A 22,123-nucleotide genomic window follows, 5' to 3' on the forward strand; every position below is an offset into this window, starting at 1 on the left:
GATTGTTAATTGTTAATTGTTAATTATTAATTATTAATTATTAATTGCTTTACGCTTCGCTAAGCGAACGTTGTTTGATAATTGGGAGAGGAAGAACTTGAGTTTTTCGATATCCTTCAGGGCGGGTTCGGTTTCGAAGCCGCTGTTGAGATCTATCCCAGCGCATTGGGGATGCGAAACGTTCCGGATTGCTTCTACCGAACCGGGATGAATGCCTCCGCTTAAAAGGAAAGGTGTATTTCCCTTGTAGGCGGAAAGGATCGACCAGTCGAATGTTTTTCCCGAGCCGCCATAGTGTTTGCATTTTGTATCGAAAAGGAAATAATCGACGTATTCTTCATATGTTTTCGTCTTTTCAAGATCTTCGATTGTAGCAATAGAAATCGCTTTGATAAGGGATATCCCTCTCTTTTGCAGGGAAAAGCAGCGTTCGGGCGACTCATCCCCATGCAGTTGCAGGTAGTCCAAACCATAGACTGCGACAGCTTCCATCATCTCTTCAAAGGTGGCGTTGACAAAGACACCGACCTTTTTGAATGAAGAATTCTTCATATTTAATTCTTCATTCTTCATTCTACATTCTTCATTTTCAATTGCTCTTGGTGATTTCGGATAGAAGATCAATCCGATCCAATCGACTCCGAGGGCGGCAACTTCCTGTATGTTTTGCGTGTCGCGCATGCCGCATACTTTGATGATCATAGGAGTTCCTGTATAAAGTTAGATAATGTAAGGCCCGGATTTCCCGTTTTCATAAAGGTTTCGCCGATCAGGAAACCTTGAAATCCTGTCGCGCGCAATGCCTTTACCGCGTTCGTTTGGGAGATCCCACTCTCAGCGACAAGCAGGGGAGAGGTGGCTTTATCTCCGAGGTACTGCTTTATCTCTTCGATCAGGCGGAAAGAATTATTAATATCGGTATGGAAACTTCCCAAATTCCGGTTGTTAACCCCCAATAGATCAATGTGTTGATTCAGATACTTCAGTTCCTCGGATGAATGAATCTCCAGCAGAACTTCCAAGCCGAGGCTATGCGCTGTCTGCGCCAGTTCCCGGCATTCGTCTGTTGTCAGGCAAGCAGCGATCAGTAAGATTGCATCTGCTCCCATGATTTTCGCCTGATAGATCTGGTAGGGATCGATGATAAAGTCTTTGCGCAGGAGAGGAATATCTACCTGTTTGCGCGCCTTTTGCAGATCGTTCAATGAACCGCCGAAGTAGACCTTATCCGTCAGGATAGAGCAGGCGGCGGCTCCGCCCTGTTCGTAAAGGGGAAGAATATCGGTGATCTCCGCGTCGGGATGCAGCCAACCTTTAGACGGACTTTTGCGTTTAAACTCCGCAATAATACCCGAAGGGGATGCCGCTAACGCTTTTCGCATCGAAGGGCTGTTTCGATCTAACCGGTCATTGCCCATGGCCAATAAGGTCCTTAAAGGGATGGCTTCTTTCTGGTGGGCGACTTCAATGCGTTTGGTGGCTATAATTTGTTCTAGTATGTCCATTTGTTTTTTTTTCAATCAACCGCTCCATCAACCATTAATTTTCAGGAAACGTTTTAATGTATCCAATGCTTTTCCCTTTTCCAATGATTCCCGGGCTTCGGCAATGCATTCTTCTATTTTCTTCTCCGGACAGATCACCTGAATGGCAAAGGCTGAATTTGCGATCACACAATTCTTCTGGGCTTCCGTTGCCGTATTATTCAATACCTTGTCGAAAATGAGTGCTGCCTTTTCCGGAGTATCGCCTCCATCCAGCTCTGCATCGGTGCAACGCCGGAAACCTAAGCTTTCCGGATTATAGATCTTTTCTTTTTCCGCCATCGCCACTTTGAATTCGGAAGTCAAGGAGATCTCATCATAGCCGTCGAGGCTATGTACGACCGCAAAGCGGGTGCCACTTTCCTGGTAGGTATAATTGTACAACCGCAGCAGAGGCAGATTATACACCCCAAGTAATTGATAGGCCGGCATAACCGGATTGACCAAAGGACCCAACATATTAAAGAAACTACGCACACCCAGGCTCTTTCGTACCGACGCAACCGCTTTCAATGCCGGATTAAACAGGGGAGCATGTAGGTAGGCGATATGACATTCATCCATGGAACGACGCAATAAACTTATGTCTGTGGTAAACTTTACGCCATGTTGTTCCATCACATTGCTGGCTCCGCTAACGGACGTAGCCCCGTAATTGCCGTGTTTGACTACAGGATAACCTGCTCCGGCAACCACAAAACAGGATGCCGTACTGATATTAAACGTATTTTTCCCGTCTCCGCCGGTCCCCACAATGTCGATCGGTTTATAATCGGAAAGGTCAACAGGCGTACGCATCTCCAACAATGCATCACGGAATCCGGATAACTCTTCCACAGAAATGCTTCGCATAAGGAATACGGTGATCATACTGGCGATCTGGGCCTCCGTATACAACCCGTTTGCCATGTTTTGCAATACCTGCCGCGCCTCTTCCCGCCCAAGGTATTGATGTTCGAATAATCGGTATAATATTTGTTTCATTTTTCTTTATATTCATTTTACTATAATTCACAAACAGAAAATCGTTTGATCCGTGGCTGTCAAAAACTCTTAGATGTTATCCTAAAGTCTCTTAGATGTTTTGCAAAAGTCTCTTAGATGTTTTTGGAAAAACTCTTAGATGTTTTCCGAAAGTCTCTTAGATGTTTTTTTACCTCCTCTTCCATCTGTCACTTTTCCCATTGGGATGAGCCATTTTGTTTATGAATAATGCAGATTTAGTATTTTATCCAGTTCTCGATAATCTGTTTCCCACGGGGTGTCAGAACCGACTCGGGATGAAACTGAATGCCCCTCACATCATAAGTCTTATGACGCAAAGCCATGATTTGTTTCTCTTCCCGGTCTTCGGCCGTGACTTCCAGGCAGCAGGGAAGATTCTCCGGAGAAACGGCCCATGAATGATAACGGCCTGCCCGGAATCCCGGATTCAAACCGTCAAACAGGGATTCGTTCTTTACCAACAAACGGATATCGGAGCATACGCCATGATGCACCTGGGAGAGATTGATCAGTTGGGCACCAAAGGCTTCGGCTATCGCCTGTTCCCCCAGGCAAACGCCCAGAATGCTTTTCGTCGGCGCATATCGTCGGATCAATGGGAGCAGCAGTCCGGCTTCACTGGGAATGCCGGGACCCGGGGATAACAGGATTTTATCGAACCGGTCGACTTCGTCCAACGTGATTTTGTCGTTGCGATGTACTTCAACATCCGTATTAAATTCTTTCAGGATATGCAGCAGATTATACGTGAAAGAGTCGTAATTGTCGAATAATAAGATCTTCATGTCTGTGTTCTTTTAGTTTATTAATTGTTCGGCCAGGACAATTGCTTTTTTCAAAGCCCCCAGTTTATTATTCACTTCCTGCAATTCCCGTTCATCATTACTCTGGGCAACTATACCTGCACCGGCCTGGTAATACAACACATTATCCCGGCTGACAAAAGACCGGATCGTGATCGCCTGGTTCAAGTCTCCATTGAACCCGATAAAACCGATACATCCGCCGTAAGCGCCACGGTTGTGTTTTTCAATCTCTGTGATAAGCTGCATCGCCCGTACCTTAGGCGCGCCGCTCAATGTGCCCGCCGGGAACGTATCGATATAGGTTTGGATCGGGTTGCTGTCCGGATTGATCTCTCCGCCGACACGGGAAACCAGATGAATGACATGGCTGTAGTATTGCACTTCTTTGTAAAACTCAACCGTAACGTTATGCGCGTTTCGACTCAGGTCGTTGCGCGCCAAGTCGACCAGCATGACATGTTCGGCATTCTCTTTCGGATCGGCAAGTAAAGCTTCGGTCCGCTGCCTGTCGACTAAGGTATTGCCCGAGCGAAAAGCCGTTCCGGCAATCGGGTCTATATTGGCATGGTTCTCTTTGATCTTGCAATGCGTCTCCGGCGAAGAGCCGAAAATACGGAATCCGCCGAAGTCAAAATAGAACAGATAAGGGGAAGGATTGATATTGCGAAGTGCCCGGTACACCTTGAAATCATCGCCTTTGAACGCCTGTTCGAAGCGGCGGCTCAAAACAATCTGGAACACATCGCCCCGCAGGCAATGCCGGATGCCCTGGCGTACCATCGCTTTGTATTCGTCATCGGTGACCGGTGAGTGCTCTTCTCCGACAGACTGGTAGTTGTAAGAAGCGAAATTCCGGTTTTCAATCCATGTCTCTATCTCTTCGATCCGGCTCGTTTCCCCTTCCTGTAACATTTCGATCAAGGTCAATTCATTCTTGAAATGGTTGAAAACCAAAATGTATTTGTAGAGGATATATAACATATCCGGTGCGTCATTCTCGTCGTGATGTGCCTCCATGACCGGGACTGGTTCGAAGTAACGCACCGCATCGAAAGCCGTATACCCAAAAAGCCCGCACACCTCTTTATTTTCACCACGCACAGAGAAAGAAGAAAGAAAAGCGTTCATCGCATCTGCAACGGTATACTCTTCCGACAAGGGCTTGACCTCCTTTTGCCCATCCGGATATAACAAACTGCACGTACCATGATTTATGCCTATACGGGCAACCGGACAAAGCGCGATATACGAAAGGCTATTCTCATTGCCATGAAAATCAGAACTTTCCAATAAAGCAGATTCCGGAAATAGATCCCTTACTTTCAGGTAAATACTTACGGGCGTATGTAAGTCGGCAAGCAACTGCTTATTGACTAATTGATAATTGACAATTGATAATTGGCTAAGGCCGATCTTAGATTGACAATTCGTACCTGAAGAATTCTCTTTTCGATTAAAATTATCTGGTGTATTCATTTTTTATAAGCTTAAACTATTAATTGTCAATTGTCAATTAAAGGATATATAGGCTTATATAAAGCATAAGCCTGCATATCCTTGTCTCCCCTGCCTGATAACGTCAATACCACCACATCCTCCGGTTTAAATCTCATTTTAGATAGAACGCCTAAAGCATGAGCGCTTTCGAGTGCCGGGATAATACCTTCTGTCCGGGTTAATTCGAATGCGGCGTCGATCGCTTCATCGTCGTTGACGGCAATAACTTCGGCGCGTTTCGTGGCGTATAAGTTTGCGTGTAAGGGACCTATGCCCGGATAATCCAGGCCCGCCGATACGGAATAAGGTTCTTCGATCTGTCCGTCTTCGTTTTGCATGACTATGGTACGGGAACCATGTATAATCCCTTTTCTGCCCAACTGGATCGTGGCGGCGCTCTTCCCGGAATAAATACCTTCTCCTCCTGCTTCGCCCAGTACAATACGCACCCTTTCATCGTCCAGATAATGATAGACCGTTCCGGCCGCATTACTTCCGCCTCCCACACAGGCGATCAGGTAATCCGGATAGTTACGTCCTTCTTTTTCCAGTAATTGCTTTTTGATCTCTTCGCTGATCACCGATTGCAGGCGAGCCACCATATCCGGATAGGGGTGAGGCCCTACGACAGATCCGATGATATAATACGTATCCTGCGGATGACAACACCAGTCGCGAATGGCTTCGTTCGTCGCATCTTTTAACGTCATATTGCCTGAAGTAACCGGGATTACTGTCGCTCCCAGCATCTTCATCCGTTCCACATTGGGATACTGCCGTTCGATATCCGTTTTTCCCATATAGACGATGCATTCCATGTTCATCAGGGCGCAAACCGTAGCGGTAGCCACCCCATGTTGTCCGGCACCTGTCTCGGCAATGATCCGGGTTTTACCCATACGGCGCGCCAAGAGTATCTGTCCGATCGTATTGTTGATCTTATGCGCTCCCGTATGATTCAGATCTTCGCGCTTCAGATAGATACGCGCCCCGTATTTCTCACTCAGCCTCTTCGCCAGATAGAGTGGGGAAGGCCGGCCGACATAATCCCGCAATAAGGATTCATATTCCTTCCGGAAGCTTTCACTCTCCAATACGTTCAGATAATTCACTCTCAGCTCTTCCACACACTGATGGAGTATTTCCGGAACATAAGCGCCTCCGAATTCTCCATAATAACCGTTTTCGTTTACTTGATACATCATTAGTAAGTGGCCCTTAAAGAAGCCTTGTTTTTTAAATTGTTGATATTCTGTTTCATTTCTTTTACTTTCTTTCCCTTAGCCTCCCCTTTTGGGGAAGGTTGGAGGGGGCTGTTCTCTAAAACGAAAAGAGGCCTGTCGCAAGTGCGACAGACCTCTTCGTTCCGTTTTTGTCCTATATCCTTTTACTTAGTATATATACATGCGAGTCTGCGTCCCTTACGACTTTTTGAGTTGTACGAGCGCCACCACCAACATGTATTTACTAAATTCGTTCTCATCTATTTCTGTTAATTCGATGGCAAATGTAAGGATTGTTTTATAAAATGCAAATAGTTGAATCTATTTTTGCTAGAATTATTAATAATCTGCGTAACCATTTGTACTATCTTTGTATGCTCAAAGAAACGCATAAAAGGGAAGTCATGCAGATACGCATCAACAAATACATCAGTGAGAGCGGGTACTGTTCGCGGCGGGAAGCGGATAAATATATCGAACAGGGACATGTGACCATCGACGGACGCCGGGCAGAAGTGGGCAGCCAGGTGGCAGCCGGACAGGTGGTTAAGGTCTTTGGCGAAACGATCACGAATCTTTTCACGCCGATCATTCTGGCTTATAACAAACCGGTGGGGGTTGTCAGTACCACCGATCGGCAGGAACGCGACAATATCATCGATGCCGTTGGCTATCCGGAGCGGATCTTCCCCATCGGTCGCCTGGATAAAGACTCTCAAGGGCTTATCTTGTTGACTAACGATGGCAATATCGTCAATAAGATCTTGCGCGTAAACAACAACCACGACAAAGAATATGCGGTAACCGTCAACCGGCCGGTCACTGCGGACTTTATCCAGCGTATGCAAGGGGGTGTTCCCATCCTGGGAGTGGTTACCCGCAAATGCGAACTGACGCAGACCGGTCCCAACTCCTTTACCATTGTCTTGCGCCAGGGTCTTAACCGGCAGATCCGCCGGATGTGTGAGTACCTGGGTTATGAGGTAGTCAAACTGCAACGCACCCGTGTGATGCATATTCCTTTGGGAAAGCTCAAGATCGGACAATACCGCGAACTGACTTCGGCCGAATCGGACACCTTATATAAAGCAATAGCCTCCTCAGTCAAAACCGAAGAGGCTTCCGCCAAAAAGAAGAAACCGACGGCAAGCAACGCCGCTAAGTCCTCATCCAAACCTACAGCCGCCAAAAGCGCTTCCAAATCCTCGTCCAAACCGGCCGAAAAGAAACCTTTCGCGCCCAAAGGCCCCTACAAAACATCCCCTTCCTCCCCAAAGAAATCAGGGAAATCCTCCGCTCACAATACCTCGTTTAAACCGCGTGGCAAAGGGCAAAGACGTTCAGGCTGAGATATATTAATACTTCTCATATCTCCCATCCATCACATCCCGGACGGCTTCGAGGTAGCCGAAGCCGTATTTCATGTCGGGCAGGAGGTAGCCGCCTTCGACCCATTCGTTCCAGGAGAAGAGGGTGATCAGCTTGGGCTGGTCGGGGCGGGCGTCGCAGTATGCTTTTGATTTTTGCAGGAATGTGGCAAAGCTTTGCGGCGTATTGTTGTGGTGCACGATGTCTTTGGCTGTTTTGTGCGGGAAGCGTGGGCTGTCGTCCCAACCGATTGAGGCGTTGGTGAAGAAGGGTACCGATAGTTGTTCGTCCCATTTCTCGATCCGTTGCATCGATTCGTTGGCCCATTGCATATAGTCTTCCGGATGGGGACCGCCCCAGTTGTATTGCGTGGCGCTACTGATGCCCAGATCACGGATGTGATTGGCCAGGGTCTGGTTGGGCTCTCCGAAGGCAATCACCTGGATATGCAGGTCGGGGAAGCCTGCTTTCTTTGTCTCTTCCCGGAAGTAATCCAACGCTTTGCGCGTCTCGGCGACATTGTTATCGAAGCTTTCCAATAGTTTGTAGATACTGAAGATCGAGAATACCGGCTGGCCGTCGATCTTGAAGTAGTTGGGTTGGTGGAAATACTGACGGATCACCCGCTCGACAATGGCCTGGAAATTTTTCCAGTCGACCTTCGCGTCCCACAGGATCGTTTCGTCGTCTTTGTATTGGTGCACATTCCAATAGTTGCGTTTCACATCATGGTTGGCCCACATCAGGTAGAACTGCATCTTTTCGTTATTCGACGCTTTCAGGAAACCGTCGTTGATACAGCTTTCCAGGAACGGACCTTCGTCGTACCAGTACCAGTCGAAGATAAAGAGATTCACCCCATGATCCGTTGCCGCATCGATCCAACGTTCCATCACCTTCGGATCATTATCCATCTCATATCCCCAGAGTGGCAGTTTCGGCTGGTAATGCCCCTCGAAACGGGGATTGCCTTTTTGAATAATCTCCCATTCGCCGATACCTTCCGGCCAGAGGATCTCGCGGTTCATCGGTGCATCGTGGCACGAAGGCCAGACGTAAGCCGCCACATAATAGGTGTCGGACGGCGCTTTTTCCGGTTTATTCACTTGAGAACTGCATCCGCTGAAACACAAAAACAGGCCGGATGCGAAGGATAACATGACTAATTTTTTGATGGACTTTTTCATGGTGGTTATTTCTTTATTGTAAGCGAACAAAGCTAAGAAAAAAATGCTGATTTCCCCCTTCTTTTCGCGTGATATATATAGGCTTGATTGTGAATGAAATAGCCAGGCAATAAAAGTGCCGATAATTATCGGCACAAGTGTCGATAGTTATCAGCACAAGTGCCGATAGTTATCAGCACAAGTGCCGATAGTTATCAGCACAAGTGCCGACAGTTATCAGCACAAGTGCCGACAGTTATCAGCACTTTCAAAATCCGGCACTAAGATGACATACTCTTGTTCTTTTGAATCGCAGGATGCCGCTTTCGCCGGTAGACCTTCCAGCCGCTGTAAATCATAATGAAGGACAAAACGCCTAAGAGGAACGGATAGAGTAGGGAGGCTAAGCCGAGGAAAGTAAAAAGTCGTCCGGTATGCATTTCGAGCGCCAGGTTCCACCACGACATCGGGCGTCGGGCGTGTTCCTCCGGCATGGCGATAAATCCTTTGTCGGCTTCGAAGGCGAATGCTCCGGTGTCGTAGAGGAAGATGAATACCTTGCCTGTGAAATCCGCCGCGAAGCCGCTTACTTTCTGGTTGCCGAAAGGCATTCCTCCGGGTGCGGCCCGGTAAGGCATGCCGGTGAAGCCGTCGATGATCTCGCCGTTTGTCCGGTTCCAGAGCAATAGCCCGTTGAACGATCCGGTGATCCAATAGTCATCGCCCAAGGGATGGAAGGCATTCAAGCCCATCACGCTGACGGGCGGTTGATAGGGCATTCGCCGCGGAGCAGCATCCAATGAAGCCAATGAAAAGAATCCTTCCGAAGTATATAATAGCCAATCATCGTGTTCCGTATCGTAACGCAATGCGCGCAAGAGGTCGTGCCAGGGATTCGCTGTACGCATTGTCGTCAGTGGTGGCGGCGTAACTTTCGCCCGGGAGATGGCAATCAACAGCGGAGGACGCAGGAAACTGCCGGTGATCACCACAATCAATAATGGAATCGTCAGCCAATAGCCCACTTTATTATGCCATTTCCCGGAGAAACGCAAAGTATGGGTTGATCGTTTGGCAGATAACGTTTTCTTCTTCCGGCGTCGGATCACTTTCGGCAACAGCCAGATCAATGCACCGGTGATGCTCAGAAACACCAGAACGATCGCCATACCATCCACAATCAATTTGCCTATCCAGCCGAACAATTCCCCGCTATGCAACGTCCAGATCAACCGGAAAAGCGACCGTTTCTCGTCCAGATCGGGCGTCGTAGCGAGCTCTTTCCGTATAAATTTGCCGTCACCTTTATTGACTAACAATTCCGAGCGGGTAACGACCACCACCGAATCGCCCATGACTTCCATATCGCTGATCCGGTCTAATTTCGCCGGAATATCAACCGGACTCCACGATTGTTTATCGCTTTCCAAACGATAAAGCGCAAACAAAGTCGCGCAATACACCTCGCCCGATGCCGTCCGTACCACCCGCATCGCTTTGCGGTTGTCGGCTCCTTCTTTGATGCCCGCGTTAAACTCCCGGATAAACGTATTGGCCGCATCCGACAGCCACACCCCTTCGTTGCCATAAAGAAGTACAGAGTCGCCCGATAATGGAGCCGATCCCTTGAAAAAGCCATAGTTCCAGTTCTCATAAAGATAGTCTGTCGGCAATGCCGCCCGACTGATCTCTTTATCGGAGAACAGGGAACGGTGGTTCAGAACAACGCCCGACACCGCCATCCAGATCATAAACAAGAGTAATAACAAACCGAGTAACTTATGCGTTTTCTTCATGCCTTTGTAGCTTTGCCTGGCAAAGATAAACTTTTGTCGTATGGTGGGATGTATGAATGATGACAGTTTTTGATGGGGTAGTATATAAGGTACATAAATAATCCCTATAGCCTGTTTCCTTCACACCTCACCCTATTTGACAGCGACCCCCCCAAGCCAAAAAACATCTAAATGTTCTTCTAAAAACGCTTAGATGTTCTTCCAAAAACTTCTAAGAGTTTTTGAAGAAACATCTAAGCGTTTTTGAAGAGTCATTTAGATGTTTTTTTAGGCGTGAGTCGGTGCGAAATGTAGACTACATCCACTCCATATCTGCCTCTACGGTGCTTATGCCGCCGATGCCGAAGTTTTCCACCAAGACGTTCGTCACGTTGGGCGAAAGGAAGGCGGGCAGGGTCGGGCCGAGATGGATATTCTTGACGCCGAGGCTCAATAGGGCTAATAAAACAATCACCGCTTTTTGTTCGTACCAGGCAATATTGTAGACGATTGGCAGGTCGTTGATGTCTTTCAAACCGAATGCTTCTTTCAAGGCCAAAGCGATGACAACCAGGGAATAGCTGTCGTTGCACTGTCCGGCATCCAATACGCGGGGGATACCACCGATATCGCCCAATGCCAGTTTGTTGTAACGGTATTTGGCGCATCCGGCCGTCAGGATCACCGAGTCGCCGGGCAATGCCTGCGCGAAATCGGTATAATAGGCGCGCGACTTCATGCGTCCGTCACATCCGGCCATCACCACAAATTTCTTGATCGCACCTGCTTTGACGGCATCCACTACCTTGTCGGCCAATGCCAATACCTGGTTGTGGGCAAATCCACCGATGATCTCTCCGTGTTCGATCTCGGTCGGTGGGGCACATCTGCGGGCATGTTCGATCAGGGCAGAGAAGTCTTTCGGCTGTCCGTCCTGCCGTGCGGCGATATGTTTGGCACCGGGTAGTCCGGCCGATCCGGTGGTATAGATGCGATCCGCGTAGGTGTTCGTTTTTAAGGGAGGAACGATGCAGTTGGTGGTAAACAGGAATACGCCGTTGAACGTTTCGAACTCTTCGCGTTGTTTCCACCAGGCGTTGCCGTAATTGCCTACGAAATGCGGGTATTTCTTGAACGCCGGATAGTAGTTGGCCGGCAGCATCTCGCTATGGGTATAAACGTCGATGCCCGTTCCGGCGGTTTGTTCCAACAATTCTTCGAAGTCTTTCAGGTCGTGACCGCTCACGAGGATGCCGGGGTTCTTGCCTACACCGATATTTACTTTCGTAATTTCCGGATTACCGTAGCGGGTGGTGTTCGCCTTATCCAACTGTGCCATGGCTTTGACGCCACACTCGCCGATGTTCAAGACCAAAGCCGTCAGGCTGTCGGCATCGATATCCGTACGGCTTACTTCAGCCAGGGCGTTCTCCAACATTTCATAGATCGCTTCCTCTTCAAAGCCGAGATTTAATGCGTGTTCTGCATAGGCAGCCGCCCCTTTGACGCCGTAGATCGCCAACTGTTTCAGTGAACGGATATCTTCATTGGCTTCCGTTAAGATACCCACGCGGGCACCTTCTTCGAGGTATTTATCCGGAGTCGTCTGATAATGCACCTCTTCCAGTTCGGGCAATGCGATGCCGTGTTTCTCGGCCAGGCCGATCAACCGGTTTTTAGTAGCCAATGCCTTATCGATCCGTTGGGCGATTGCCTCGTTATCGAAATTGGCGTTGGTGATGGTGCAAAACAAAGCGTCGAGGATCTGACGGCTGGCTTCTTGCTCAGCCATCCCTTTCTCGCGTAACGCCTGATTGACAATAGACATGCCACGGGTGACATACATCAATAAATCCATCAGAGTTGCTGTTTCGGGTTCTTTCCCACATACTCCTTTCACGGTGCAACCTTTACCTCCGGCTGCTTCCTGACATTGAAAACAAAACATGTTCATGTCTCTTAATTTTTAATTTTTAATTGTTAATTATTAATTCTGACGTAAGTTCAGTTTATATTCATTAAACATTAATCATTCATCATTAGTTTAGATCCACTGCTCGCTCTTCACCTCTCCCTGCACGGAAAGCACAATGACTTTGATGGGGATATGCTGTTCGGCCTGTTCACGCGCCAGCTGGGCGATCTTGACAAGGCCGCCACAACAAGGCACTTCCATCACCAATACGGTAAGGGTTTCGATACGGGCTTCGTCGATCATCGCCTTTAGTTTCTCTACATAACTCTGGGTATTGCTGTCGAGCTTCGGACAGGCGATCGCCAACATCCGGTTTCGCAGGAAACGACTATGGAAATCACCCGAAGCAAAAGCCGTACAGTCGGCAGCCAATAAGAGATGGGCGTTGCGGAAGAAACCGGCGGCGGGATTAATCAGGTGGAGCTGCACGGGGAACTGTCGCAGTTCGGAAACGCAAGCTGTCGGTGTATATCCTGCCGGAGCCATGCCGGTGATTACCGGACGTTTGATCTCACGTGCCATAGATCCCGGACAACCGCAAGCCAGTGGCTCCGCCTGTTGGGTGGGCTTCAATGAAGAGAGATCGATCTCGATCTGATGCCGTTCCAGGTAATCCAGTCCCTGGTGTACGAGTTCCTTCTCGCCATGTTCCTTCAGATGACGAAGATGAGCCAGGATCACCGCTTCCCCTTTGGGTACGATCCGCTCCATTACCGCTTCTTCACTGTAAGGCTCCGCTTCGCGTTCCTCCAACGTGATCGCACCGACCGGGCATTCACCGATACAGGCACCCAGGCCGTCGCAATACAGATCGCTGATCATCACCGCTTTCCCGTCGATCAGTTGCAAAGCCCCTTCGTGGCAACCCTTCACACAGCCGCCGCAACCGTTACATTTCGCTTCGTCAATTTTAATAATTGTCCGCTTCATATCCCTTTGATTTAAGTTCACCGCAAAGGTAGCGTAGGAAAAGCCCGCGAAAGTGTAACCAATGTTACAGTGGTATAAATATTTTGATGTGCGGAAGCTGGTGGTATCGATTAATACTATCTAAGCTCCTCTCCTGGCCAGGAGAGGAGCTTAGATAGTATTAGCAGATATACACCAAAGAACAAAATACTCTATCTTTGCAGAATGGATATATCCCTTTTATCAAAATTGCCTTTGTTCCGCTCGGTTTCGTTGAATGAGTTGGAACGGCTGTTTGCTTCGATCCCTTTTTCGGAAGTGCGGTTTCGGAAGAATGAGGTGTTGGCGATGCAGGATGAGCCGGTGAACCGGTTGATTATCCTGTTGTCGGGGAGTGTAAAGGCGGAGATGAGCGATCCGTCCGGGCGCATTGTGAAAGTAGAAGATATCGAAGCGCCTAACCCGTTGGCTATTCTTTTCCTGTTTGGCGAGCACAACCGGTTTCCGGTGCAGGCGATGGCACGGGAAGAGGTGGAGGCTTTGATTATCCCTCGCCAGTCGATCCTGAAACTCTTACAGATGAATGAGACGCTGTTGCGTAATTACCTCGATATCTCGGCCAACTTCGCTTCCCGCCTGAGTCGGAAATTGCATTTTATGTCTTTCCGCACGATCCGGCAGAAGATGGCGGTGTATCTACTCGATCTCTCGAAAGAGCAGCAATCGGACCGGGTTACGCTGGATAAACCCAAGAGCATACTGGCGGATTTCTTTGGTGTCTCGCGCCCTTCACTCGAGCGCGAGCTGACCAAGATGCAGACCGACGGCTTAATCCTTTCCGAACGCCGCGAGATCACCCTTTTGCAAAAAGGAAAACTGATGCAGCTGATCCGCTTCTAATTCCAAACAAAAAATAAGCTCCCTGCTTTATTTAAGGCAGGGAGCTTGAAATGCGGTTCTTTTACTTCACAAACTCAATCGTATAACTGTATTTATACTCTTTCTCTTGGAAGCGGTATTGATCCAACGGGCGATCGCGCCAGGAGTTCAGACCACCGACACCGCGTTGGAAGAGATCGACGTAGAGTACGTTCTCCCGGCGGGCGACAACGTCCGACCAGTGCTGTTGCTTCTCGGTCATTCCCGGGTCGAGATCTTCGGGTTTGTAGGGAATGGCGGTGGCCGCCAGCGGCTGGGGACCGGAGATGCGGATACCTTTGCCGGCGGCGTTCTTCAAGGTGAGCCAACGCACATCCGTTTTATTGCCGGTCTCCTGCGGACGGTAGTAGGCGAATGCCTGATCTTCCACCTTGCCGTTCCAGATGCCCATAAAGGTATCGTGGTTGCGGTCGATGTAGTTTTCATGCGGACCGCGTCCGTACCAGGTGAAGTCGTTCATCTCGCGCGGCAGCGTCATCAGCATACCGAAGCGCATCATCTCCGGCAGTTCGTCGTCGGACAAAGACTGGTAGTGCGCATCGATCGTCAGGCTGCCGTCTTTGTTTACGGTATAAGCCAGATCTACTTTCGCTTCGATACCGCGGGGTTTGACAACGTAGCGGAACGTGATGCCGCCTATGGTCTCTTCCATCCAGCCGTAACGGTAGATCAGGTTATGGCTGGCGGCATCCCATAGGCGGAGATTGTATTGTTCTTTCGAACCGAAGTCGTTATCGTTGGGCGCGCGCCAGAAGTTCATACGTGGCAGTTCGTTGAAGACGCGTCTGTCTCCTTGCGTCAGGCTGATGAGGGAAGCTCCGTTCACAGTAGAGAAGGTATAGGTCAGATCGCCTGCTTTGACAATGGTTTTATCTTCTTGCTGATCCATTTGCAGGGAGCCGTTTCTTTCTTCCGCCGTGAAATAGTTATTGCCTGCCAGCGCAAACTCTTCTTTGGCCGACTCAAATCCTTTCGGCAGGAAGGTGGTCGCTTCGACGGTATAGGCATAGAGCTGCAGGAAATACTCCGTTCCCGGTCCTTGTTCCAATGCCGGCAATTTGAGGGTGACGTCTTTCCGGCTATCGGCTTTGACATCGACGGTGAAACTGCCTTCGGCCGTGGGCTCGCCGTTTTTCAGTAAGACCCATTTGAAAGCATAGTTCTTCGCGTTGATATCGGTGAATTTGAAGTCGTTGATCACTGTGATCATTCCTTTATCCGGATCTTTGGCTTCGAAAAGGATATCCTGATATACTTTCTTTACGATATAAGTATGCGGCAGGTATTGATGATCGGGGCTGATAATGCCGTCCATACAGAAGTTCTTGCTGTTCATCTTGTTGTAACCGTTCAGGTCGCCACCGTAAGCCCAGTAGAAGCGGCCTTGCTCGTCGTGTGCCGCATAGCCGTGATTGTACCATTCCCAGATAAAGCCACCTTGCATATTCTTGCTCGAGCGCATCAGGTCCCAATAGTCTTGGAAGTTACCCATACTGTTACCCATGGCGTGCGCGTATTCACACATAATATAAGGTTTGCCCAGGTCTTTCGCCGCGTCGCGCGTCATATTTGCCCACGAAGGATACATGTGGCAGATGATATCCGTATTGGGATCTTTCTGGTAAGCCTGTTCGTACTGCACGGGCCGGCTGTTGTCGCGCGCTTTGGCCCAATCGTACATCGCGAAGAACGCCTTGCCGTTGCTGGCTTCGTTACCCAGCGACCAGAAGATGACGGAGGCATGGTTCTTATCGCGTTCGATCAGGCTGTACAGGCGATCCATGTGTTGCGCTTTCCATTCGGGGAAGTTGGATACGTTGTCCGGTCCGTAACCCAAGCCGTGCGACTCGACATTGGCTTCGTCTACGAGGTACAAACCGTATGCGTCGCACAATTTATACCATAACGGCGGCTGCGGATAGTGAGACGTACGGACAGCATTGATATTTAGTTCTTTCATCAGTTGTATGTTCTTCATCATAATCTCCCGGTCGACCACATTGCCGCGGCGGGTATCGAACTCATGCAGGTTAACCCCTTTGAAGAATACTTTCTTACCGTTGACAAAGAGCTGGCCGTCGTTGATCTCGATCTTGCGGAAGCCAAGCTTGTGGGAGGTCGCTTCGACCACCTTGCCGTTGGCATCTTTCAGTGTAAGTAATAAGGTATAGAGATGGGGTGTCTCGGCTGTCCATTTCGCCGGCGAAGCGATATTGCCGGATAAGGTAAACTCGGAAACGCCATTGGCAGGGATAACCACCTGCTGCGTGCGGGCAAATACCTTCTTGCCTGCCTTATCTAATAATGTAGCCTCCAGTGTTTGGGATTGATCGGTCGATGCATAATTCTTCAGGATCATATCCAACGCAAGCGTACCGTTCTTGTAGTTTTTGTCGAGCTCCGGATGAGCAAAATAATCCCAGATACGGGTTTGCGCTGTGCTGTAGAGGTAGACCGACCGGTGGATACCGCCCAGGCGCCACATATCCTGGTCTTCCAGATAGGAACCGTCACTGTATTTATGCACCTGGCAGGCAAGGGTGTTCTTGCCCTGGCGGATATAAGGCGTGATATCGAATTCCGCCGGGCTCTTGGCGTTTTGCGTATAACCGACTTCTTTGCCGTTTACCCAGACATACATCGCGTTGGTTCCTCCTTCGAAATGCAGAAAAACTTTGCGTCCTTCCCAGTTCTCCGGGATATTGAACGTATGCCGGTAAGCGCCTACCGGAGAGTCTTCGCGATCGATATGAGGCGGACGGGCGCGGAAACCAAAACTGGCGCTGGTATATATCGGTATGCCATACCCGTTGAACTCCCAATTGCCCGGCACGGGTATCTCTTTCCAGGCGGACACATTATAATTCTCTTGCCAGAAGCCTTCGGGCACCTCGGCAACCTTGGGCACCCAAAAGAATTTCCATTGTCCGTCTAATAATTGATAATAAGGTGAAGCCGCATAGTCGTCGGCCATCGCCAATGCCTCGTTCGGGTAGGGCAGGGAAGTGGTTCGTGTCGCTTCCCGGTTGATGGCGAATATTTCCGGGTTTTCCCAGTTGGGAGCGTTCTGGGCAAAAAGCCCGCTACTAAGCAGAATGCATAGAAGCAAAATGTTCTTTTTCATGGATTACGTGTTTTTAATTTAGATAGATTACGGCAAATTTATTAAATAATCGGGATTAAGTGTCGAAGGTGCGCTAATTTTTCTTTTGTTTTATTCGACAGAATGTAATTTTGATTACATTTAGCCTCCGAACGATCGCTTATCTTTGCATTAACAACAAGTATTCATATTCTATCATGAAGAAAATATTCAGCCACATCCCTTCGAAAATGCTCCTTGCTTTCTTTGTCGCAGGGGGATTGTTGGGCGGGATCGGTCTGTATGCCGTTTATATGTCGCGCATGCATTCGTATCTGTCGGATGAACCGTCGACTTGTGTGAATTGCCATATCATGTCGCCTTATTACGATTCCTGGAACCATAGTTCGCACGCCTTGTGGACGAATTGCAACGATTGCCATGTGCCGCAGAACAACGCCATTGAGAAATACGCGTTCAAAGCGATGGATGGTCTCTATCATGCCGCCGTCTTTACGATCAAAGGCGAGCCGCAGACCCTGCGTCCGCGCGATGGTAGCCATACGGTGATAATGAACAACTGCATCCGTTGCCATACGCAACTCAATACGGAGTTTGTGAAAACCGGCATGATCACGTATGCGGAGGTGAAGAAAGGCGAAGGCAAAGCCTGTTGGGATTGCCACACGCAGGTGCCACATACGAAGGTGAGCAACCTGTCGTCGTCGCCGAATGCGCTTGTTCCGTTACCTGTTTCTCCGGTACCGGAATGGTTAAAGAAAATGATGAAGGAAGAATAAGGTACCTAAGATTCCTGGAGCTTCTGGGAGTCCTATGAACCCTAGGAAGCGCAAGGAGCCCTAAGGAGCCTAAGAAGTCCTAGGAAGTCCAAGGAGTCCTATAAGCCTTAGGAAAATTAATAATTAACAATTAATAATTAACAATTAAGATACATGTTCACGAAATTAGCAGAAGCAATTAAACGCAAACCCCTGATCGGATGGGGAATCTTTGGCGTAGTGATGGTAGCGGTATTTGTATTGGGGATACTGGCGGCGTCGATCACCGAACGACGAGCAGAGATCGCTACCTTATTTAATAATAAGAAGGTAGAGATTGCGGGTATAGAACCGCATAACGAGTTGTGGGGAACCAATTACCCGCGCGAGTATGCCACCTGGAAGAAAACCGCCGATATGGACTTCCGCAGCAAGCACCTGGGTAATATGCCGGAAGACGTCTTGGAAAGTCGTCCGGAGATGGTGGTGCTTTGGGCAGGTTATGCTTTCGCGCAGGACTATTCCGCTCCGCGCGGACATGCGTATGCGATCGAAGATATCCGCTCGACCTTACGCACCGGCACACCGGTGGCGGATGGCGACGGACCGCAACCGGCTACCTGCTGGACGTGTAAAAGCCCCGATGTGCCGCGTATGATGCAGGAGATGGGTATCGAAAACTTCTATAAAGACAAATGGGGTGCGTTGGGTGATGAGGTGGTCAACCCGATCGGTTGTGCCGACTGTCATGATCCGCAGACGATGAACCTGACGATCACTCGTCCGGCATTGGTCGAAGCGTTCGAGCGCCAGGGAAAGAATATCGCTGAGGCGACTCCGCAGGAGATGCGTAACCTGGTCTGTGCCCAATGCCATGTGGAATATTATTTCCAGGGCGACGGTAAATACCTGACATTCCCCTGGGACGGTGGTTTTACGGTGGAAGATATGGAAAAGTATTACGACGAAGCCGACTATGCCGACTGGACACATGCCGTCAGCCGTGCCCCGATGTTGAAAGCGCAGCATCCCGACTACGAACTCTTTATGATGGGTACGCACGGTCAGCGTGGCTTGGGTTGTGCCGATTGCCACATGCCTTATAAATCGGAAGGGGGCATTAAGTATTCCGATCATCAGATCGTCAGCCCTTTGAAGAACATCGCCAATACCTGCCAGACTTGTCACCGCGACAGCGAAGAAAACCTGCGCAAGTATGTCTATGAATACCAGGACAAAGCCTTAGAGATCCGCGACCGTATCGAGACCGAACTCTCCAAAGCGCATATCCTGGCGAAGACCGCTTGGGATAATGGAGCAAATGAGGCGCAAATGGCTGCTTCCCTGCAACTGCTTCGACAAGCACAATGGCGTTGGGACTTTGCGGTGGCTTCGCATGGCGGTTCGTTCCATGCGCCGGTAGAAACGCAACGCATCCTGGCTCATAGTCTGGATCGTACCTTGCAGGCGCAATTGGAACTGCAAAAGGTATTGTTTGCTAACGGAGTAACGGATGTTAATCTGCCTGATATCTCCACCAAAAGCAAAGCACAAGAGTATATCGGACTGGATATGAAAACCCTACACGACAAGAAAGATAACTGGAAGCAAACCGTTGTCCCCAAATGGGTAGAGAAAGCGAAAGGAAACGGACGGCTGGCGATGAAATAAGACAATTACGAGTTACGAATTACGAATTAAAAATTATAAAGTTGTATCTTTCCGCCTTGTAATTTGATCTTCATTCGTAATTCGTAATTTTTAATTCGTAATTGAACTCTCGTGGAAGAAAGTAAACGAAATATGTGGCAATTCCCCTGGCGGTACCCGGAAAGCATTGCTTTGGTGTTTGGATTGTTGGTGGTAGGCTCTGTTTTACAGATCTTTGCCGGGCCTTTTGACTTTACCTTGTTGCTCTGGCCGGTGAATGGGATTGTAGGGGCGGTGATTGTCTTACTGTCTGTCTTATTAGCGGTGAAACGGAAGAACCCGCTGGTGCAATGGCTTTCGGGTGTGCCGATGGCGGTGGCTTTGATAGGTGGGCTTCTGATATTGGGCATCTTTATGGGGCTGACGCCGCAGCTTGCGCATATTCATCCTGGCGATAAAAGCCTGGGCACGGCGCTGGGATTTCGGCAAATGACGACTTCCTGGCCGTTTGTCATACTTTATCTTTTACTGTTACTCTCTTTAGGTACATTGATCGCGCGCCGTCTTTTCTCTTTCCGCAAGGCGGATTATGCTTTTTACCTGAATCATATCGGCCTTTGGCTGTTATTGTTTGCTTCGGGGCTGGGGGCTTCGGATATGAAACGTTATGTGATGTATGTGCGTGAGGGAGATACCGAATGGCGGGTGTATAATGCCGATGGCGAAGCGCTCGAACTGCCGATCGCCATCCGTTTGAATGATTTTATCATGGAAGAGTATCCGCCGCAACTGGCGGTGATCGACCGGCAATCGGGGCATGCACAACCCGAGCAGCACCCTGAATACCTTCAGTTGGATGAGAAACCGGTGACGGGAAAGATCGACGCATGGGATCTCTCGGTCGAAGAATATATCCATGAAGCGGTGCGCAACAGCGACAGCACCTATCGACGGGTAGCAATGCCCGGAGCTACTCCCGCCGTTTTGATTCATGCGAAGAACCGCCATACGGGAAAGACTGCCCAGGGCTGGGTCTGTGGCGGCAGTACCGCTCAACTCTTGATGACCCTACCGCTGGACGATACCTATACGGTGGTGATGACCCGCCCGGATCCCAAACGTTTTATCTCCGATATCGATGTGTTTACCGAAGACGGGGCACAAGGACATACGCGGTTGGAGGTGAATAAGCCCTATCGGGTGAAACACTGGATGATCTATCAGTATGGCTACGACACCGAAGCCGGGAAGTTGTCTTCTTACAGCAGTATGGAGTTGGTCTACGATCCCTGGGTGATCGCGGTCTACGTGGGTATTCTCTTGTTGGCTGCCGGCTCGGTATGTATGTTATGGATGGGAAACCGAAGAAAGGAGGAAAGTGATGGTGACGTGGAATGAGTTTGTCTGGTTTGCCCTTCCGGCGATGTTGTTATGGATCGCGGCGGGCACGTTGGTCTATACGAAGATACAGCGGCGACTGATTGATCTTCTGATGCTGGCGGGTATTGCCGTGTTTGTTCTCTTTATCGTCGGTATGTGGATCAGCCTCGAGCGTCCGCCGATGCGCACGATGGGCGAGACCCGTTTGTGGTACTCTTTTTTCCTGTCGGTGATCGGTTTCCTGACCTATAAGAACTGGAAATACAACTGGTTATTGTCGTTCAGTAGCTTGATGGCCTGTGTCTTTGTCTGTATCAACCTGTTCAAACCGGAGATTCACTCGAAAAACCTGATGCCGGCCTTGCAAAGTATCTGGTTTGTGCCGCATGTAACCTCTTATATCCTATCGTATGCCCTGTTGGGCGCTGCTACGATAGCCTCTTTTATTCAAATAAAGAAACAGAGTAAAGGCCTTGCCGATCAGAAGCTTTATCAGTTGATGGATAACCTGGTCTATGCCGGTTTCGGTTTCCTGATGCTCGGTCTGTTGATGGGCTGTGTCTGGGCGAAAGAAGCCTGGGGACATTATTGGTCGTGGGATCCGAAGGAGACCTGGGCCTTTATCACTGCAGCTGCCTATCTGATGTATATCCATATGCGCCTGCGCCGGTGGCATCCCACCTTCACCCTATGGCTGTTGCCTATTGCCTTTATCCTGTTGATGATCACCTGGATCGGCGTCAACTATCTGCCTTCCGCCCAGGGCAGTATTCATGTCTACTCGTAATCAATCGATTTGAGATCGATACCAACTTCTATACGGCACAATCTGAAAATACCTTGGGGCAAATGATGGAACAACTGGTTGATGTTTTGAGAAGGTAGGGCAGAAAAAATATTATGAGGTACCTCTAAATCTGTTATGAGGTACCTCATAATTTGTTTTGACGTACCTCATAATTGTTTTTGAGGTACCTCTAACAATTTTATGACCTATCTTATACTGTTATTCTCTCCCGGTCTTC

The 22,123-nt window shown here is 49.1% G+C and carries 17 protein-coding genes; 6 read left to right on the plus strand and 11 right to left on the minus strand.

Annotated features, from left to right (window positions below; genetic code table 11):
* Positions 1 to 33 precede the first annotated feature (33 nt).
* The 6 genes from M2133_RS01495 to trpB form a co-directional block, all read right to left on the minus strand.
* Positions 34 to 702, minus strand: coding sequence for a phosphoribosylanthranilate isomerase (locus tag M2133_RS01495; protein WP_277464183.1), 669 nt, complete (start codon positions 700 to 702; stop codon positions 34 to 36).
* A complete protein-coding gene (trpC, locus tag M2133_RS01500) occupies positions 699 to 1,505 on the minus strand; it encodes an indole-3-glycerol phosphate synthase TrpC (RefSeq protein WP_277464184.1) in 807 nt (268 codons plus the stop codon). Before trpC ends, M2133_RS01495 begins: the two co-directional genes overlap by 4 nt.
* A gap of 27 nt (positions 1,506 to 1,532) precedes the next feature.
* Positions 1,533 to 2,528, minus strand: a complete 996-nt coding sequence (gene trpD / locus M2133_RS01505; protein ID WP_277464185.1) for an anthranilate phosphoribosyltransferase — start codon at positions 2,526 to 2,528, stop codon at positions 1,533 to 1,535.
* A 236-nt stretch (positions 2,529 to 2,764) separates the two neighbouring features.
* Positions 2,765 to 3,334, minus strand: a complete 570-nt coding sequence (locus M2133_RS01510; protein ID WP_277464186.1) for an aminodeoxychorismate/anthranilate synthase component II — start codon at positions 3,332 to 3,334, stop codon at positions 2,765 to 2,767.
* 12 nt (positions 3,335 to 3,346) lie between these two features.
* Positions 3,347 to 4,831, minus strand: a complete 1,485-nt coding sequence (locus M2133_RS01515; protein ID WP_277464188.1) for an anthranilate synthase component I family protein — start codon at positions 4,829 to 4,831, stop codon at positions 3,347 to 3,349.
* A 26-nt stretch (positions 4,832 to 4,857) separates the two neighbouring features.
* Positions 4,858 to 6,057 carry a tryptophan synthase subunit beta gene (gene trpB / locus M2133_RS01520; RefSeq protein ID WP_277464189.1) on the minus strand — a complete coding sequence of 400 codons (1,200 nt, stop codon included), beginning with the start codon at positions 6,055 to 6,057 and terminating at the stop codon, positions 4,858 to 4,860.
* A 422-nt stretch (positions 6,058 to 6,479) separates the two neighbouring features.
* Here trpB and rluF point away from each other — a divergent pair, with 422 nt between their 5' ends.
* Positions 6,480 to 7,424, plus strand: coding sequence for a 23S rRNA pseudouridine(2604) synthase RluF (rluF, locus tag M2133_RS01525; protein WP_277464191.1), 945 nt, complete (start codon positions 6,480 to 6,482; stop codon positions 7,422 to 7,424).
* 6 nt (positions 7,425 to 7,430) lie between these two features.
* Here the strand turns inward: rluF and M2133_RS01530 are convergent, their stop codons facing one another.
* The 4 genes from M2133_RS01530 to M2133_RS01545 form a co-directional block, all read right to left on the minus strand.
* On the minus strand, positions 7,431 to 8,630 hold the full coding sequence (locus M2133_RS01530) for a glycoside hydrolase family 99-like domain-containing protein (protein WP_277464192.1): 1,200 nt from the start codon (positions 8,628 to 8,630) through the stop codon (positions 7,431 to 7,433).
* Positions 8,631 to 8,890: 260 nt separating this feature from the next.
* Positions 8,891 to 10,513, minus strand: coding sequence for a PepSY-associated TM helix domain-containing protein (locus tag M2133_RS01535; RefSeq protein ID WP_346843223.1), 1,623 nt, complete (start codon positions 10,511 to 10,513; stop codon positions 8,891 to 8,893).
* 187 nt (positions 10,514 to 10,700) lie between these two features.
* On the minus strand, positions 10,701 to 12,332 hold the full coding sequence (gene hcp, locus M2133_RS01540) for a hydroxylamine reductase (RefSeq protein WP_277464193.1): 1,632 nt from the start codon (positions 12,330 to 12,332) through the stop codon (positions 10,701 to 10,703).
* Between the two features lie 96 nt (positions 12,333 to 12,428).
* Positions 12,429 to 13,289 (minus strand): 4Fe-4S dicluster domain-containing protein, encoded by an 861-nt coding sequence (locus M2133_RS01545; RefSeq protein ID WP_277464194.1) that lies wholly within the window; start codon positions 13,287 to 13,289, stop codon positions 12,429 to 12,431.
* 204 nt (positions 13,290 to 13,493) lie between these two features.
* On the opposite strand from M2133_RS01545, the gene M2133_RS01550 reads away from it, so the two are divergent.
* The gene (locus tag M2133_RS01550; RefSeq protein WP_277464195.1) at positions 13,494 to 14,168 is read left to right on the plus strand and encodes a Crp/Fnr family transcriptional regulator; all 675 of its coding nucleotides are present in this window, start codon (positions 13,494 to 13,496) and stop codon (positions 14,166 to 14,168) included.
* Positions 14,169 to 14,229: 61 nt separating this feature from the next.
* Here the strand turns inward: M2133_RS01550 and M2133_RS01555 are convergent, their stop codons facing one another.
* On the minus strand, positions 14,230 to 17,331 hold the full coding sequence (locus M2133_RS01555) for a glycoside hydrolase family 2 TIM barrel-domain containing protein (RefSeq protein WP_277464196.1): 3,102 nt from the start codon (positions 17,329 to 17,331) through the stop codon (positions 14,230 to 14,232).
* A gap of 176 nt (positions 17,332 to 17,507) precedes the next feature.
* Between M2133_RS01555 and nrfH the strand changes: the two genes are divergently transcribed.
* The 4 genes from nrfH (at position 17,508) to ccsA (ending at position 21,885) form a co-directional block, all read left to right on the plus strand.
* Positions 17,508 to 18,089, plus strand: a complete 582-nt coding sequence (gene nrfH, locus M2133_RS01560; protein ID WP_277464198.1) for a cytochrome c nitrite reductase small subunit — start codon at positions 17,508 to 17,510, stop codon at positions 18,087 to 18,089.
* A gap of 222 nt (positions 18,090 to 18,311) precedes the next feature.
* Positions 18,312 to 19,739 carry an ammonia-forming cytochrome c nitrite reductase gene (nrfA, locus tag M2133_RS01565; protein WP_277464314.1) on the plus strand — a complete coding sequence of 476 codons (1,428 nt, stop codon included), beginning with the start codon at positions 18,312 to 18,314 and terminating at the stop codon, positions 19,737 to 19,739.
* 132 nt (positions 19,740 to 19,871) lie between these two features.
* The gene (locus M2133_RS01570; RefSeq protein ID WP_277464200.1) at positions 19,872 to 21,116 is read left to right on the plus strand and encodes a cytochrome c biogenesis protein ResB; all 1,245 of its coding nucleotides are present in this window, start codon (positions 19,872 to 19,874) and stop codon (positions 21,114 to 21,116) included.
* Entirely contained in the window at positions 21,103 to 21,885 is a 783-nt protein-coding gene (ccsA, locus tag M2133_RS01575) for a cytochrome c biogenesis protein CcsA (RefSeq protein ID WP_277464315.1), read from the plus strand. Before M2133_RS01570 ends, ccsA begins: the two co-directional genes overlap by 14 nt.
* The last annotated feature ends 238 nt before the right edge of the window (positions 21,886 to 22,123 follow it).

The sequence above is a fragment of the Parabacteroides sp. PF5-6 genome (assembly GCF_029504695.1).
Taxonomy (GTDB): Bacteria; Bacteroidota; Bacteroidia; order Bacteroidales; family Tannerellaceae; genus QVMG01.